The sequence below is a fragment of the Bacillus sp. GW823-FHT06B01 genome, assembly GCF_058952315.1.
This window is the reverse complement of the sequence record NZ_JBXAHR010000002.1, coordinates 871,649-888,639: the sequence shown is the minus strand read 5'-3', so window position 1 is coordinate 888,639 and position 16,991 is coordinate 871,649. Positions and strand designations below refer to the sequence as shown.

Genomic DNA, 16,991 nt, shown 5'->3' with positions numbered 1-16,991 from the left:
TTGTCTACTTTTCATTTAAAAAGTGAGATGGTACAGTAAATAAAAGAAAGAGGAGGAAAAAATATGATTCAACGCTTTATAGAACTCGGAGAAGGCTACTCTGATTTATATGAATTACTTGAAATTGCCAAAGCAAATCAAGAACGTATAACACATATGTTACAATTTGAAACGATTAAAAATGAAAAAAAAGTGTGCTCACTTGTTGTAATATTAAAACCAACTACTACTGGTGATTTCCAACCATTATACATATGTCGTGAAGGCATTCCTGTACTTGAAAATAAAAAAAGTAAACGCGTCATTTTATTTGAAGAAACGGCAGAACAACTAGGAAGAAAAGTGACTACCTTTACGGTAAAACCATCCACAACTTTCCCAGAAAAAGAACTGTTTTTCAATCATTTAATTGGTATTTTACGAATGAATAATTTCATTCCTCCAATGAAATAAAATGTTATTTCAAGTAAAAAAATCCCCTACTAAAATTAGCAGGGGATTTTTTCTATTAACTATAATCGTATTCTTTTGCCCGATCAGGACGTGAATTTTCAAATTCCGTTTTTAAATACGGGCGGTACGACTGTTCTATCTTCTTCACAAAAGGAAGTTTGTTCAACTTTTGCATCATATGCTCAATTTGTTCCATATCACAATATACTACTGCGTATTTTAAGCGTTTTGATATGTAATGTATGTTACCATATTTCCTTAAAATCTTGGCATGTTTCAATGAATGTAAATAAACAATCATACTTTGTCGTTGCCCGAACATAATCTTCTCCATCTTCTCCTTTTAAAAACATATATTTTATGAAAACCAATCAGAAATTTATGACATTACAGGACAAACTCTGTATACGTTTTCTTCTACCTTCTAAAAAACGGGGTGATTTACCCCGTTTTACAGCCACAACCTCCGCCGGTACCACAACCGCCACCACAGCCACCAGCATCAAAAAATGGATTTCCTGTTGGAACTTTGATGGAAGAAGACACCTCAGAACCGATTGCTACACTAACTTCATCTAACAACTTTTGCAAAGCTGTTTCTACTCGTTTAAAAGCTGCAACCTTATCATGTAAGTCTACAGAACGCTTTAACTCCCTCATTTTCGTCGAAACGAAAGTATAATCAGGATGGTATTTACCGAAACGTTGCACTTCTTCATATCGTTCTTTCATCGCTGTAAATTGCTGAATTAACGTCTGAACTTCCATATCTTCATGCAATTCTTTATAACACTTACGATAGTCTTCTGCTATATCTGAACAGATAATCGCTTTTGCAAGCTGCTCTGCCTTATCTAATATCAATACGCTTTCCAGCGTCGCTACAATCATGAGAGACACCTCCGAGTATTCATCATACCACATTTAGAATAGAACTACTAATTGAAGTGTCTCACTAAACAGAAAGATATCACTCTAACTATTTTCCGTATAATCCCAGCACATACTTATACATTAATATGTTCCGCAATATTATATTTCAGAACATCCCATTTCCCACTATTTTCTTTCACATAACTAATACATGCATTTTTTAATGGTGTCTTAAACGAAATATCTTCCGGTGCAATTGCATGTAAAATTGCTTTTATCGCATGTGAATGAGCTACAATGATAATACGTTTGCCAGAATGGGTTTCTGCAACATCTTTTATAGCAGCAAAGCAACGAGTTACAATCTCTTCATCTTGCTCCATACCTTCTACTTTACCTTCTGCAATTAGCTCCCTAACAGTCGCAACCGGCTTCCCGGAAGCTTCACCAAAATTACGTTCAACAAATCGCTCATCTAATAAAATCGATTGCAATCCTGCAGCCCCTGCAATTTCCTTAGCTGTTTCGTGCGCTCTAATTAATGGGCTACTTATAATTACATCCCATGCTTCCGCTTGCAAAGCAACTGCACTTTGACTTGCTTGCTTCTTTCCCACTTCATTAAGCGGAATATCTTCACGTCCCTGAATAATCTCTTGAAAATTCCAATCAGTTTGTCCATGTCGTACTAAACAAATTTCCGTCATGCTCATGCTGCAACTCCTTTTTAAATAATCCGCTTCTATTGTATCAAAAGTTCTGCATGACGGACATAGTTTTCCCTTCCAATTATGTTGTATTTTGCTGCTTCATATACTGAAACATATCGATCATAATGGAGGCAACTGCCAATTGGTTTTGAAATTTCTCAACTTTATCTGGTATCGTTTTTTTGAAATGCTGCATAGCCGCTAACTCAAATGCCTCTTTTTCTTCAGGGTTTCGCGTTAGTTTTCTATACCAGTACGGTTGCTCCCTAATATAGCGAGATAAATCCTCATCAGCCTTTATAAACTCCATAATTTCCGCTCTCATCCGCTTTCCCCCTAATCCTTCTGAAAGAAAAATGGATTATTTTCGGAAGTACTTTCTTCTTGCCGCGCGGGCTTCCCTTGAAATTGTTGAAAAACTTGTTGCACACTACCAATAGCACTCGTCACATTAGCTAAATGGTGTTGCATCTGTTCCACATCTAGCTTTTTAAAGAAAGAAAGCATTTGTCCCATCACATCAGCAGTTTTTTCCTCTTCAGTTCGATTATCTTTTTCTTTTTCTTGTTTATTTTCTTTTACCGAAGAAAAAGCTGGCGCTCCATCAGGCCTAAAAGTTGCCCATATCGGGTCTTCTTCACCAAGTAAGTACCATTCTTCATAAAACTGTTGCCAAGTTTTGTGACCACTTCTAACCTCATGAACCATTTTAGGGTGATGGTTTACAAACTCTTTAAACTGTTGAACCGATGGATGTAACGGCCCTTTTGTTGTTGGCATAATCCTCACCTCTTCATGTATATCTACTATATAGTAAGAAAAAAAAGGCACATGGTTCGCCTATTTTTAGACGATTCATGCACCTTTTTATCCTGCTATTTGCATACGGTAAGATTCCGACCTACACTTCAGTGAATACGAAGTACTTAAACGTGAGGTTTCCCCTACCCAACTTAAAATTTCACTTTATTTTCGAATAAAGTTTTGTGTATAAAACTTATCGTATACCCCAACACCTAATCCTGTAAATTGTTCATTTAATACATTCTTTCTATGCCCTTCACTATTTAACCAACCTTGCACCGCCGCAATTCCATCACTATGTTGCGCCGCTATGTTCTCACCAGCAAGTTGAAACCCTACTTTCCCGCGCTGTAAACGATCTCCTAACGTACCTAGTGTAGGTGAATCGTGTGAAAAGTAATTATTATCCTTCATATCTTTACTATGCCCTATAGCCACCTCTGCTGTTTGTTGATCCCAAGCTAACAGCGGTAACTTATGGCGACTTCGAATAATATTTGTTAAATCAAAAATTTGTTGCATATTCCCATTCTCTATTTGTTTCATTTTATCTGGAGTCAATGGTTGTTCAGCTAGTAATTCACCCGAATAAACAAGCTGATACGGTCTTTGGCGTAATAACGTTTCATCATCCATATAACGAACACCAACAAGCTCATGTGTAAAATGATCAAAATATAATTGTGCCCAGCCATCTTCTACAGGTATTAATGGTTGTTCCATCACTTCCGTGTCAGATAACTCAAATTGATAACTATGTTTCCCTCTTTTTAACGAAATCTCATGCGAGAGTGGATTCTTTTTATACACTTCTTCATACTTTTCATTTATATAATAAGGCGGCACCTTAACTTGCTCACCAGCAACATACGCCGTTACAACTTTTCGTTCTGCAACTCCAAATTGCACATACTTAGTTAAATCTTGATTATATACCCACCATTCATATCCGTAAGCAGATGGCTCTATTCGAGATGGTTCGCCCCATTTTGCTAATAAATTTTCAGAATCCCCACCAATCATATTTAAAACAGTATCGGAAGAGTCTTCATTTACTTGTTTTTTCTTTTTCACAATTTTATTTTCTTGCTTTGATTGAGATGGGGTTAATATATATTGTGAAACGAGTAATTTCCCGTATAAATCAACAGCTAAAATTAAAAATGTAATCATTACGATACGCAATAATTTCTTCAATCGATATACCTCCTGCACAAAACATAAAATTGAGATATACACAAATCCTTTTCTTTCCTTTTTTGTGTGTACCGTACTCTTTTCACTATATCATATTTTCGCAAAAAAAGTCTGGATTCTACCTTTTCTCTCAATATGAATTGCACTTTCTTACTATTCATACTATTATAAAAATAATGATGTGACATGAAAAGAGGAGGTATTATATGCAATTTAAAAATACGAAATTTAATGGGGCAGTCGTGGATTTAACACTATTAACAGAGATTATGGAAAAGAACCATTTTGTACTTGCTGGACAGTGGGATTATGAACGAGTTACATACGATTATAAATTTGAAATATTAAATGATATTTATTATTTGCGCGTACAAGGTTTGGCTGTTGAAGGTGATGTTGGTAGCAGACACGCTGAAATAAAGCTACTTCCTCCCTTATTAGGAAAACATTATTATCCTCACGGCGTTGAATATGGTGATGGTGAAACTTTCCCAACGAATGTACTTCAAAAAAGCGAACAACTCCTACAAAATATCGAAAAAGAGTTAAAAGAGTTCCAAATCATTGAGTAAATAGAAAAAGCGCATCATAGTGATGCGCTTTTTCTATTTATCTTACTTAAGAATGAATCGTCTTTTTGACTGGATACCCATAAATAGTTCCATCCTTTACTTTAATCTCATCTTCCCAAGGAACCTTATATTTACCTTCAGCTAAATCTTTTACAAACGTATACGGGTTTTCTTTCACCCCTCCAGGAGTCGCTACATATCCCCTTGAACCTAAATTATATATATTATTTTCGAGACCCCATCCTAATCTAGCCTGATCTGCTAGCTCTGGATATACTTCGGCAGTAACAATCTCCCAAGGATTTCGGTGTCCTTGCACTAAAGTAGTCCCATCAAAATTACATACTTGTCCTTCACCAAAGTAATAAAATACCCCATCATAACCCGCTAAGTTCACTGACAATGTATACATTAAGTTTTGCCATGCATTCGAACGATTAGTTAACATCCATTGTTCACTAACTTGTGTGCTATATCCAGAAATACGAATCAAGACATTTGCACCTTTATAAGCTGCTTCACGAGCTACTTCAGGAAACATACCATCATGACAAATACAAACAGCTAATTTACTTCCTCCAGGTCCATCACAAACAGGTAAGCCTAAATCTCCAGCTTTCCAAGGTTCGACTGGCACCCAAGGATTTAGCTTACGATACTTCAAAATCATTTCACCTTGTGGATCAATAATTATCGCTGTATTATACGGTTCTCCACCATCAGGGTTTCTTTCCATTATAGAAAAAACACCATATACCTCAGACTCTTTACATGCCTCAGCAAACAAGTCTGTTTCTGGCCCAGGAACTGTACATAAAAACTCTTCTGTAGTCCATTTTTTTGTATTAAGCCCTTGTGTACTATATTCTGGAAATACTATCAATTCCAATCCAGGATACCCTGATTTAGTTGAATGAATTGTTTTTATGATCTGTTTAATTTGTTTATCAATGTCTGCACGTGACTCTACTACCGGTACTGGATATTGTATTAATGCTGTTAAAAAACCACTAATTGGCTTTACCATACTTCCACTACTACCCATTTAAATTCCCCCTTAAAATAGTTCTTGTTTATTAAAGATAACAATATAAATTTGTAACTCTCTAAAAAACTTGCACTACACATGGAATCATTACGTATTAAAGCTAGTAGTAAATCTTATATCCACTTTTAGTACATGCCTACACTAACTTAACATGAATAAATTGAAAATTCAATCTTTTTATAGTTTACTAAAACTAAAAAAGTGTATGGAAACCCATACACTTTTTTACTTAGTCTGTAAATATGGCGGTAATTGTTGCAACTGCTCTTTATCTTTTTCACGCTCTCTACGTGCCCACCTAAAAAATACATAACCAATAATCGTACCGTACACTATTTCCTGGACAATTTTCATAATGATGCCACCTGTTTGTTGATCTTGTACGACTGGCATCCAGTGTAAAAATTCTGGTCCAGTTATATTTAAATCAGATAAAGTTCCCGCTGGTACACATAGTTCCATCGCCTTCATCCAAGCAGCCGGATCCGTATACGTTGCAAATAATGGCGCCGTCGCAAAAATGATTAACGCGCAAGCTGGCGTTAATAATATACCGTTAGCAAACATATAACCCAGTTTCTTTATATCACTTAACGTTTGATATTCTGGTAATGGATTTAGCATCGGCCACCACATCATGATTGCGGTAAAGAACAATATAGCGAGACAAATAGGATGAGCAATTTGACTTTGTTTTACTGTATCAAAAACAACTGGTAAATGATAAAAAGAAAACAGGCCATTAAATACAAACAATGCAATAAGTGGCTTAGCAAATATCTTCAATATAATTTGAACGAACTTAAAAGAAGTAATATAACGATATAACCAAACTGGTATACCAAGCAACAATAACGGTGGAACTGCAATATACATAACTGCCATTTCAAACATATGTGCACTAAATATAATATGACCAATTAAATCAATAGGCCCTCCCTTTACAAAATACAAAAGAACAATCCCGGTCGTAAAATAAAAAACTTGCTTCTTACTTACCTTTTTCGCATGTTCAAATCGCATTCTATATGGCCCAATAATTAAAAAGTACCCGATAAGGATCGAAAGCATAAATAGTAAAAAGATTGGACTCCATAGAGCTTGAAAACCAAATATCCACAAGTTACTCATTGTCACACCTACCTTCTTAAGATTATCCTTTCACATAACATGAAGAGGGAGCTGTGACGACACAAGCTCCCTTATTCTTCACTTTTCAAATCCACACAATTGTCATAAAAGCTAAAATTGTAATTAACCCGATCAACAGACCAGAATAAAGAAAGAAACTTGCCGCTTCATGTCCTTTATGACTCATATGCATAAAATAATACAATTGAAAAATTACTTGTACCACTGCTAATAGTAAAATAAATGGTACTGAGAAAGTCGGACTAAAAGTTTTCGGATATGCGACTGCTGCAAATGCAACTAATGTTAAAAAAATCATTAATGCAAATGTAATAACTTGATGCTTCATTTCCTCCGCACTTTTTCTCTTCCGATAAACAAGATCAACTTTAGGATTATTCATTTGCTTTATCGCCATTGTTTATCCCACCATTCCCATCAAATATACTACAGTGAAAATAAACACCCAAACTACGTCAATAAAGTGCCAATAAATCGATGCAACATAAAACTTCGGTGCATTGTATAAATTTAGACCTCTCTTCGCATTTCTAAAGATTAATGTTAAAATCCAACATAATCCAAACAATACGTGGAGACCATGTGTACCAACAAGAGCATAAAACGCGGAACCAAATGCACTACTTCTCATAGTATGCTTAAATTCATGCGTATAATGATAAAACTCATATATCTCAAATGCTAAAAACCCTAAACCTAGCAACACTGTTACTAATAGCCAAAGTTGCATTTTCTTAAAGTTAAAGTTTTTCATATGATACATCGCATATACGCTCGTTAAGCTACTCGTTAATAAAAGCATCGTCATAATGAAAACGAGTGGCATTTGGAACATCTCTTGAGATGTTGGTCCACCATTTGTAGAATTCTTTAACGCTAAATATGTGCCAAACAAGGAAGCGAACAATACTGTTTCGCCTCCAAGAAATAACCAAAAACCGACGAACTTATTTTTTCCCTCAAGGGTTGCTTTTTCAGGCTCTGCTGGAAATGTTTCATTCGTTAATTTTTCATCTACATGCATTATGCCTTGCCCCCCTTATCTTCTAAATCTTCCTTATGAATATGATATCCATGATCATCGATTACTGAACGTAGGAACATTGTACCAAATGTAATGATTAAACCGATAATTGCTACTAATAACCAAAACTTATCTTTTCCACCCTGCATATACATTGCACCGAATGCCGCTATAAATAATCCTAAAGAAATGATAAATGGTGAAAACGATGGATTTGGCATATGAATATCACCAATTGGTTCCGCCGCTGTCATCTCTTTATTCCCTTCACGTTTTTCAATCCAAAACGGATCTAACCCGCGAACAAATGGTAATTGTTTAAAGTTATATTCTGGTGTTGGTGCTGGCATTGTCCATTCTAATGTACGTGCATCCCATGGATCACGACCAGCCTTTTCTTTTGAAACTGTCGTTTTAATTACATTGAATAGAAGAACAATCGTTCCAAGAGCCATAAATACCGCTCCAATAGAACTAATCATATTCCCCATTTCCAACCCTTGGCCTTCAAGATATGTGTAGTAGCGACGTGGCATACCAATTAAACCAAGGAAATGCTGTATGAAGAACGTTAAATGGAAACCGATAAAGAATAGCCAAAATGTTATCTTTCCTAACGTTTCATTCAATACTTTATTAAACATCAGTGGCCAATAATAATGAGCTCCTGCAAGTAAACCAAATACAACACCGCCGACAATTACATAATGAAAGTGAGCTACTACGAAATAGTTATCATGAAATTGATAATCCGCTGGTGCAGATGCTAGCATAACACCTGTAACTCCACCCATTACGAATGATGGAATGAAAGCTACTGCCCACATCATCGGTGTCGTAAAACGAATACTTCCTCCCCACATCGTAAAGAGCCAGTTGAATATTTTAATACCGGTCGGTACTGCAATCGCCATTGTTGCAACTGAGAAAATAGCATTTGCAACTGGACCAAGTCCAACAGTAAACATATGATGCGCCCATACCATAAATCCTAAGAATCCAATTAATACTGTCGCAAACACCATCGACGAATAACCAAATAATCGTTTTTTCGAAAATGTCGCGAAGATTTCTGAGAATATTCCGAAAGCTGGGAGTATAAGAATGTATACTTCTGGATGACCGAAAATCCAGAATAAATGCTCCCATATAATCGTATTCCCGCCCAATGCTGGATTAAAGAAACTTGTTCCAAATAAACGATCTAACATTAAAAGTCCTAATCCTACAGTTAACGGCGGAAAAGCGAATAATATTAGAGAAGATGTTACAAATGTCGTCCATGTAAACATCGGCATACGCATATACGTCATTCCTGGCGCACGCATATTAATAATGGTTACAAGGAAGTTAATACCTCCAATTAATGTACCAATACCGGAGATTTGCAAGCCGAGTACATAAAAATCAACACCATGGCCTTTAGAGGCTAAAGCTAAAGATGCATAAGATGTCCAGCCTGCATCAGGTGCTCCACCTAAAAACCAACTTAAATTTAAAAATACTCCACCAAAGAAAAATAACCAAAATCCGAGTGAATTCAAAAACGGGAACGCTACATCACGTGCACCAATTTGAAGTGGTACAGCGGCGTTCATAAATGCAAACACGAGTGGCATAGCTGCGAGGAAAATCATTGTTGTACCGTGCATCGTTAATACTTGATTATAAGCATCCCCAACAAGAAAAGCGTTGTTAGGAATCGCTAATTGAAGGCGAATAAATAGAGCTTCTATTCCGCCTATTATAAAAAACAATCCACCTGCAATTAAATAGAGAATGGCAATCTTTTTATGGTCTACTGTCGTTAAATAATCCCATATGACAGCACCCATCCCCTGTTTTTTTGCTACAGAACTCACGTTTTCAACCTCCCCTTCGCGAATAATCCCTCTTTACTTTTCAACTTTTAACGTTTGTAAGTATGCATTTAATGCATCAATTTGATCATCCGTTAAGTTGCCATATTTACCAGTCATTTTATTTCCTGGTTTCATATTTTCAGGATCTTTCAGCCATTTTTTTAAGTTTTCTTCATTGTTTTCGGCAATACCGGCAACCATATCGCGATCCGCAAAGTTTGCTAAGTTTGGTGCGATACGAGCGGAAGGTGGTCTACTATCATTAGATCCAACTGCGTGACAACCAATACAGCTTTTATTAAATATTTCTTGGCCCTCTTGCGCCTTTGTTGAAGCTACTTCTTTCTTCCCATCAATCTTCTTCATATCAGCAAGCCACTTTTTGTACTCGCTTTCATCTAAAGCTTTCACTTTGAATTGCATTAAAGAATGTGATGGGCCGCAAAATTCTGTACAAAAACCATTATAAGTGCCCGATTTATCTGCCTTTAACCACATTTTGTTCACATTGTCTGTATTTGTATCCATTTTCCCAGCTAAAGATGGAACCCAAAACGAATGTTTAATATCGGCACCCTTCAAATTCAAATACACTTTCTTACCTGTGGGGATGACTAAATCTTGAGAAGTTACTATTTTTTCTGATTTATAAGAAAATTCCCACCAATAAAGATTCGCTGTTACATCAACAACGATAGTATCTTTATCAATATTCTTTTTCTCCATCGCACTTACATCAGCAAGTTTGAATGTATATGTAACCGTCGGAACAGCTAAGATTAACAAAAGAATAATCGGAATAACTGTCCAAATAATTTCTAGTTTGTGATTCCCTTCAACTTGCTCAGGAATATAATCTTCCTGACCTTTCTTTTGTCGGAAACGCACAATTACATATAAGAAAATAATAGTAACTACTAGTACTACTCCTACCATAATCGCAGTTGCTAGTAAGAGCAAATCATATTGCATTTTTGCTACTTCTCCTTGCGGAATTAAAGTAGATTGAAAGGCTTTACCGCATCCCCCTAACAGTAAAGCCAGCAGTGAAACGAACGAAAGCAGTCGCCACTGTTTCTTCATACAAACAACCCCCACTTTCCTTGTGAATTAGATTGTACTTTATAGTTAAGTAAAGTAAATCTCAACGTAAAGAAATCCAATTATGTCGTTGTCTTAGAAGAATGTAACTACAATCATTGATACAAATAAGATTGTTAAATAATTTAGGGAATAAACAAACATTTGTACGGACCATTTGATGTCATCTTGCTTACGGAAGCCATAAAATCCTAAAACGATCCATCCGATGTTTAACAATGTTGCAATTACCATAAATGTTATCCCTAGTCCACTCATATAAAATGGTAGTGGTAATAAACATACTGTCCAAATCATAATTTGGCGTTTCGTAATTTCAAATCCATGAACTACAGGAAGCATTGGAATTCCTGCATTTCGATATTCATCAACACGTTTCATCGCTAATGCGAGGAAATGTGGGATTTGCCAAATAAACATAATTAAAAATAACATCCAAGCAATTGGATGGCCTAAAGATGGATCGATTGCTGCCCATCCAATTAAAGGTGGAACTGCTCCAGATATACTACCTACAACAGTATTTAGTGTATACTTTCTCTTTGTCCATAACGTATATAAGACAACATATGTGAAAGCACCAATAAATCCCATTAATACTGCCATTGGTGTTGTTAATAATAAAAATACAAATCCAAGAAGTAATATAACTAGTCCAAATGTAAGTGCAAATCCCGGTTTATACTTCCCAGTAACTGTTGGACGGGTTTTTGTTCTTTCCATTAACGGGTCGATGTCTCGATCAATGTAGTTATTTAAACAACATACCCCTGCCATAATTAATCCAGAACCAACGATTGTAAAGAATAACTTATCCAGATTGTCCATCACACTTAATCCATTAAAATGTAATGCCAACCAAAATCCTGTAAATACAGTAAGTGTATTTGAGTTTACAATCCCCATTTTAACGAGCGCTGATAAATCTTGTAGCCGAGTTGTTTCCGGTACACTTGTAACAGCTGACTCATCATGCAGCTCACTTGTTGCATGGCTCATCACTTTAACCCCCTCTTAAAACTTTCATCTTTCTTTTTGCGCCTATTTCGAATGAAATATTTCGCTTCTATATAGCAATATTATTACAGTAGAAATATTGTTAATCCATTCTACTACTAATCTACGCCCATACTCCAATATATTAAATCATATTTCCCGAACATTTTGTGAAGAAAACATGAACTTTTTGTGTCGAATATAAAAACTTAATTCTTACTTGTCCTTATCATAACATGATGTTACCTTCTATAATAAACTTTTTTGTCATATTTAACACGTATTCTCCCCATATCTTTTCAAAATAGCCTGTTTTTCACCTAAAAATTCCCTTATATATCCTATTTCCACACCCATTTTCTCTCCCCTGTCTGCCCCCGCCATTTCTTTGCTATTTTATTATTTTTTATATATCATAGGAACTAGCGCTTTTTATTCTATACATAATGGAATGAAAATATTTCGCAATAACTTCATAGCAGAAAGATGGTGAAATAGATTGCAACGCTTTATTAAATGGTTAGCAGTCATTACGAGTCTTGATTTATTAATAGTTTTACTAGGAGGCGCCTTAGTTACAAAAACAGGTTCTGGCCAAGGGTGCGGTAAATCATGGCCACTTTGTAACGGTGAATTTGTTCCATCTAATTTATCAATGGAAACTATTATTGAACTAAGTCACCGCCTTACATCAGGATCAGCAGGAATTCTTGTCACTCTCCTTTGTATTTTGTCCTGGAAATATTATAAACATGTGCGCGAAACAAAAACGTTAGCAATTTTATCCTTCGTATTTTTAGTTGCGCAAGCATTAATGGGAGCGGCAGCAGTTGTTTGGGGACAAATGCCAGCTGTACTTGCTATCCATTTCGGTATTTCCTTAATTTCATTTGCTTCTGTCATTTTATTAACGTGTCTTATCTTTGAAATTGATCAAAAATTTGATGCACGTTCACTTATTATGGACAAAAAAATGAAATTTCATATTTATGGTGTAACAATTTACAGTTATATTGTCGTCTACACAGGTGCTTTAGTACGTCACGAACGAGCTAGCTTAGCCTGTCCAGACTTTCCTTTATGTAGCAAAAATAGACCTATGCCAACTCAACTACATGAATGGGTTCAAATGGGACATAGAGTTGCAGCGATGTTAATTTTCGCTTGGATACTATACGCGATGATTCTCGCTATTCGCCATTACAAGCAGCAGCCTGTCGTATACTGGGGATGGATCATTTCATTTATCCTTGTTACACTTCAAGCTATCGTAGGAATTTTAGTCGTATTTACAAATGCTAATTTAGTAATGGCATTATTACATTCACTATTCATTTCTTGCTTGTTTGCTGTACTATGCTATTTAGTTATGTTAGGTACACGAAGTAAAGTGAATGCAAAAGAAGCTGAATCAACTTCTAAACAAACAAAATAAAGTTAAATGAAAATACCTTGCCGAATTGGCAAGGTATTTTTTGCAATAAAGTGAAACTTTAATCCGTGGGGGTCTTCATCCCCACTGATTATTAGCCCGCACCAATCAGACTTTTATGGGCAGTTGATCCCCCATCTAACATCTTTGTTTTCGCTGAATTTTGAGGCGGGTGTCTTACTGCCCGGCGAATAGCGGAAAAAAAAGAGCTGCATTTACACAGCTCTTTTTCTTTTTTAGTGATCTAATTCAATGAGTAAGTCACCCGTCTGAATTGCATCTCCATCGTTAACATATACTTTTTTCACTTTCCCATTGAACGGCGCTTGAACTGTCGTTTCCATTTTCATCGCTTCTGTAATTGCCATAGAATCGCCTTTTTTCACTTCATCGCCTTCTTTAACAACTACTTTAATAACCGTTCCTGGCATTGTTGCACTAATGTGGTTTGGGTTTTCACGGTTTCCTTTCACACGTTGTGCCACTGTTGCTTTCACACTTTCGTCTTTCACAACTATCTCACGTGGTTGACCGTTAAACTCCAAGTAAAGAACACGATTTCCATCTGGCTGAGGCTCTCCGATTGATACTAGTTTAACCATCAATGTTTTACCTTGTTCGATTTCCACATTGATTTCTTCACCAAGTCTCATACCATAGAAGAATGTCGGTGTATCAAGCACAGATACACTTCCATAAAGCTCAGCAACTTTTTCGTAATCCATAAATACTTTTGGATATAATGCATATGCAACTACATCAAAAATCGTCACTTCGCGTCCAAGCTTATGGAATAGCTCTTCTTTTAACGCGTCGAAATCTACTGGCTCTAATAATTCACCCGGTCTTACTGTTAATGGCTCTTTCCCTTTTAAAATAATTTCTTGCAACTTTTTCGGGAAACCACCATACGGTTGTCCTAAATCTCCTGAGAACATTTCAACAACAGATCCTGGGAAGTCCATAGAATGCCCACGCTCTAAAACATCTTGTTCTGTTAAGTGATTTTGAACCATAAATAATGCCATATCACCGACAACTTTAGATGATGGCGTTACTTTAACAATATCGCCAAACATGTCATTCACACGGCGGTACATTACTTTCACTTCATCGAAGCGATCTCCTAAACCAACCGCTTTCGCTTGTTGTTGTAGATTACTATACTGTCCGCCTGGCATTTCGTGCATATATACCTCTGTATGAGGTGCATTCATACCACTTTCAAACGGTGCGTAGTATTTACGTACATCTTCCCAATAATGAGATAGTTTTTCTAATGAATCTATATTAACGTCTGGCTGTCTTTCGTTTCCACCTAATGCATAGTATAGCGTGTTCGCACTTGGTTGTGACGTTTGACCAGCCATAGAACTTACTGCTACATCGACAATGTCAACACCTGCTTCAATTGCCTTTGTATACGTTAATATACCATTTCCACTCGTATCGTGTGTATGCAAGTGAATCGGAATCGATACCGTCTCTTTTAATGCAGAAACTAAATCATATGCCGCATTAGGTTTTAATAAGCCTGCCATATCTTTAATTCCTAATATATGTGCTCCTGATGCTTCTAACTCTTTTGCTAAGTTTTTATAGTAATTTAAATCATATTTACTACGTAACGGATCATGAATATCTCCTGTGTAGCACATTGTTGCTTCTGCAATTTTACCAGTATCTCGTACAGCATCAATCGCAACTCTCATACCTTCTACCCAGTTTAAGCTATCAAAAATACGGAACACATCAATTCCAGCTTGAGCAGAACATTCCACAAATTTTTGAATTAAATTATCCGGATAGTTTTTGTAACCAACTGCGTTTGAAGAACGAAGTAACATTTGGAATAAAACGTTTGGCATTTTTTCACGAAGATCTAGTAATCGTTCCCATGGATCTTCCTTTAAGAAACGATATGCAACATCAAACGTTGCACCACCCCACATTTCCGCTGAGAATAGGTTCGGTAACATTCTCGCTGTCGGCTCTGCAATTTGATGTAAATCTTTTGTACGAATACGCGTCGCCAGTAATGACTGATGCGCATCACGGAATGTTGTATCCGTTAAAAGTACACGCTTTTGATCTTGTACCCATTTTACTAATCCGTCCGCTCCACGCTCATCCAAAATTTGTTTCGTTCCATTTTGAACCGGCTCTGAGTGTAATACATTCGGTATACGAGCATCCGGGAAAATTGGTTTCTCTTTTTTCCCTACTCCTGGGAAGCCATTTACTGTTACTGACCCAATGTAATTTAACATTTTTGTTCCGCGGTCTTTACGTTTCGGGAACAGGAATAGTTCAGGTGACGCATCAATAAATGAAGTGTCATATTCTCCTGATAAGAAGTTTTTATGTTTTACTACATTCTCTAGGAATGGAATATTTGTTTTAATACCACGAATACGGAACTCTTTTAAGTTACGTTCCATTTTCGCAGCAGCTTGTTCAAAAGTAAGTGCCCATGTTGTAACTTTTACAAGTAAAGAATCATAGTACGGTGTAATAACAGCACCTTGGAAACTATTACCTGTATCAAGACGAACACCGAAACCACCGCCTGATCGGTATGCCATAATTTTTCCTGTATCCGGCATGAAATTATTTAGTGGGTCCTCAGTCGTTACACGAGATTGGATCGCAAATCCATGAACAACTACTTCCTCTTGCTTCGGAACACCTACCATTTTACTATGTAATGCATGTCCATCAGCTATTAAAATTTGCGATTGAACGATATCTACCCCTGTGATCATTTCTGTAATTGTATGTTCAACTTGAACACGCGGATTTACTTCAATAAAGTAAAACTCATCACCTTTTACAAGAAATTCTACTGTTCCTGCGTTTAAATAATTTACATTTTTCGTTAATTTCACAGCAGCATCACAAATACGCTGACGCAAATCATCTGAAAGCGACACACTAGGTGCAATTTCTACCACTTTTTGGTGACGACGTTGTACAGAACAGTCACGCTCGTATAAATGAACAACATTGCCCTCTTCATCTGCTAAAATTTGAACTTCTATATGTTTAGGTTTTTCAACGAATTTTTCAACGTATACTTCATCATTACCAAAGGCTGCTTTCGCTTCTGACTTCGCTCGATTATACGATTCTCTTAATTCTTCACTACTACGTACAATACGCATACCACGACCACCACCGCCAAGGGAAGCTTTAATAATAATCGGGTAATCATACTTTTCAGCAAATTCTCCAACTTCTTCTACTGAATTTACCGGTCCATCACTACCAGGAATAACTGGAATTTGTGCTAGCTGCGCTTGTGTTCTTGCTTTCACTTTATCTCCAAACATATCTAAATGCTTACTCTTTGGACCAATAAAGATAATCCCTTCTTCTTCACAACGTTTTGCGAATTGAATATTTTCTGACAAGAAACCATATCCAGGGTGGATTGCATCTACATGATTACTTTTCGCAATCTCAATAATGCCCTCAATATCTAGATAAGCATCAATTGGCTTTTTCCCTTCCCCAACTAAATAGGACTCATCGGCTTTATAACGATGATAAGAACCACTATCCTCTTTAGAATAGATTGCAACTGTTTTTAATCCAAGTTCCGAACAAGCTCGAAACACACGAATTGCAATCTCTCCACGGTTAGCTACCAATACTTTTTGAATACGTTGCAGCTTTGTCATGATTTTCCCCCTCTACTTTCCTACCACTCTAGAGATAAAATATATACACACCATAAAGAGCGTGAAGTTCTTCACTTTCTACAT

Annotated in this window: 17 protein-coding genes; 3 read left to right on the top strand and 14 right to left on the bottom strand. The window is 36.4% G+C overall.

What is annotated here, in order from left to right; genetic code table 11:
- Positions 1 to 63 precede the first annotated feature (63 nt).
- Positions 64 to 453 (top strand): DUF7147 family protein, encoded by a 390-nt coding sequence (locus AC1Q8N_RS11805; protein ID WP_000616012.1) that lies wholly within the window; start codon positions 64 to 66, stop codon positions 451 to 453.
- A 55-nt stretch (positions 454 to 508) separates the two neighbouring features.
- Here AC1Q8N_RS11805 and AC1Q8N_RS11800 read toward each other — a convergent pair whose 3' ends face one another.
- The 6 genes from AC1Q8N_RS11800 to AC1Q8N_RS11775 form a co-directional block, all read right to left on the bottom strand.
- Positions 509 to 775: a YlbG family protein gene (locus tag AC1Q8N_RS11800; protein ID WP_002080814.1), complete on the bottom strand. Its 267-nt coding sequence runs from the start codon at positions 773 to 775 to the stop codon at positions 509 to 511.
- A gap of 119 nt (positions 776 to 894) precedes the next feature.
- Positions 895 to 1,344, bottom strand: a complete 450-nt coding sequence (locus AC1Q8N_RS11795; RefSeq protein ID WP_000634355.1) for a YlbF/YmcA family competence regulator — start codon at positions 1,342 to 1,344, stop codon at positions 895 to 897.
- A 116-nt stretch (positions 1,345 to 1,460) separates the two neighbouring features.
- On the bottom strand, positions 1,461 to 2,033 hold the full coding sequence (locus AC1Q8N_RS11790) for a histidine phosphatase family protein (protein ID WP_033657734.1): 573 nt from the start codon (positions 2,031 to 2,033) through the stop codon (positions 1,461 to 1,463).
- Between the two features lie 82 nt (positions 2,034 to 2,115).
- Positions 2,116 to 2,361 carry a YlbE-like family protein gene (locus tag AC1Q8N_RS11785; RefSeq protein WP_001200991.1) on the bottom strand — a complete coding sequence of 82 codons (246 nt, stop codon included), beginning with the start codon at positions 2,359 to 2,361 and terminating at the stop codon, positions 2,116 to 2,118.
- Positions 2,362 to 2,372: 11 nt separating this feature from the next.
- Positions 2,373 to 2,816 (bottom strand): YlbD family protein, encoded by a 444-nt coding sequence (locus AC1Q8N_RS11780; RefSeq protein WP_001143336.1) that lies wholly within the window; start codon positions 2,814 to 2,816, stop codon positions 2,373 to 2,375.
- A gap of 186 nt (positions 2,817 to 3,002) precedes the next feature.
- Positions 3,003 to 4,037 (bottom strand): CAP domain-containing protein, encoded by a 1,035-nt coding sequence (locus tag AC1Q8N_RS11775; RefSeq protein ID WP_048546106.1) that lies wholly within the window; start codon positions 4,035 to 4,037, stop codon positions 3,003 to 3,005.
- 206 nt (positions 4,038 to 4,243) lie between these two features.
- Here AC1Q8N_RS11775 and AC1Q8N_RS11770 point away from each other — a divergent pair, with 206 nt between their 5' ends.
- Positions 4,244 to 4,609, top strand: coding sequence for a YugN family protein (locus AC1Q8N_RS11770; protein ID WP_048546108.1), 366 nt, complete (start codon positions 4,244 to 4,246; stop codon positions 4,607 to 4,609).
- A 46-nt stretch (positions 4,610 to 4,655) separates the two neighbouring features.
- Here AC1Q8N_RS11770 and AC1Q8N_RS11765 read toward each other — a convergent pair whose 3' ends face one another.
- From AC1Q8N_RS11765 to ctaB, 7 genes are all read right to left on the bottom strand, one after another.
- Positions 4,656 to 5,654: a formamidase gene (locus AC1Q8N_RS11765; protein WP_000535797.1), complete on the bottom strand. Its 999-nt coding sequence runs from the start codon at positions 5,652 to 5,654 to the stop codon at positions 4,656 to 4,658.
- Between the two features lie 228 nt (positions 5,655 to 5,882).
- A complete protein-coding gene (ctaG, locus tag AC1Q8N_RS11760) occupies positions 5,883 to 6,788 on the bottom strand; it encodes a cytochrome c oxidase assembly factor CtaG (protein ID WP_000069010.1) in 906 nt (301 codons plus the stop codon).
- Between the two features lie 85 nt (positions 6,789 to 6,873).
- A complete protein-coding gene (gene ctaF / locus AC1Q8N_RS11755; RefSeq protein WP_000985692.1) occupies positions 6,874 to 7,206 on the bottom strand; it encodes a cytochrome c oxidase subunit IVB in 333 nt (110 codons plus the stop codon).
- A gap of 3 nt (positions 7,207 to 7,209) precedes the next feature.
- On the bottom strand, positions 7,210 to 7,833 hold the full coding sequence (ctaE, locus tag AC1Q8N_RS11750; protein WP_000557858.1) for a cytochrome c oxidase subunit III: 624 nt from the start codon (positions 7,831 to 7,833) through the stop codon (positions 7,210 to 7,212).
- Positions 7,833 to 9,668, bottom strand: coding sequence for a cytochrome c oxidase subunit I (gene ctaD / locus AC1Q8N_RS11745; protein WP_170956742.1), 1,836 nt, complete (start codon positions 9,666 to 9,668; stop codon positions 7,833 to 7,835). Before ctaD ends, ctaE begins: the two co-directional genes overlap by 1 nt.
- Before the next feature lie 60 nt (positions 9,669 to 9,728).
- On the bottom strand, positions 9,729 to 10,778 hold the full coding sequence (gene coxB, locus AC1Q8N_RS11740) for a cytochrome c oxidase subunit II (protein WP_000745278.1): 1,050 nt from the start codon (positions 10,776 to 10,778) through the stop codon (positions 9,729 to 9,731).
- A gap of 93 nt (positions 10,779 to 10,871) precedes the next feature.
- Positions 10,872 to 11,795 (bottom strand): protoheme IX farnesyltransferase, encoded by a 924-nt coding sequence (gene ctaB / locus AC1Q8N_RS11735; RefSeq protein WP_000017546.1) that lies wholly within the window; start codon positions 11,793 to 11,795, stop codon positions 10,872 to 10,874.
- Positions 11,796 to 12,291: 496 nt separating this feature from the next.
- On the opposite strand from ctaB, the gene ctaA reads away from it, so the two are divergent.
- The gene (gene ctaA, locus AC1Q8N_RS11730) at positions 12,292 to 13,227 is read left to right on the top strand and encodes a heme A synthase (RefSeq protein ID WP_001188735.1); all 936 of its coding nucleotides are present in this window, start codon (positions 12,292 to 12,294) and stop codon (positions 13,225 to 13,227) included.
- Positions 13,228 to 13,460: 233 nt separating this feature from the next.
- Here the strand turns inward: ctaA and pyc are convergent, their stop codons facing one another.
- A complete protein-coding gene (pyc, locus tag AC1Q8N_RS11725; RefSeq protein WP_048546114.1) occupies positions 13,461 to 16,907 on the bottom strand; it encodes a pyruvate carboxylase in 3,447 nt (1,148 codons plus the stop codon).
- Between the last annotated feature and the right edge of the window lie 84 nt (positions 16,908 to 16,991).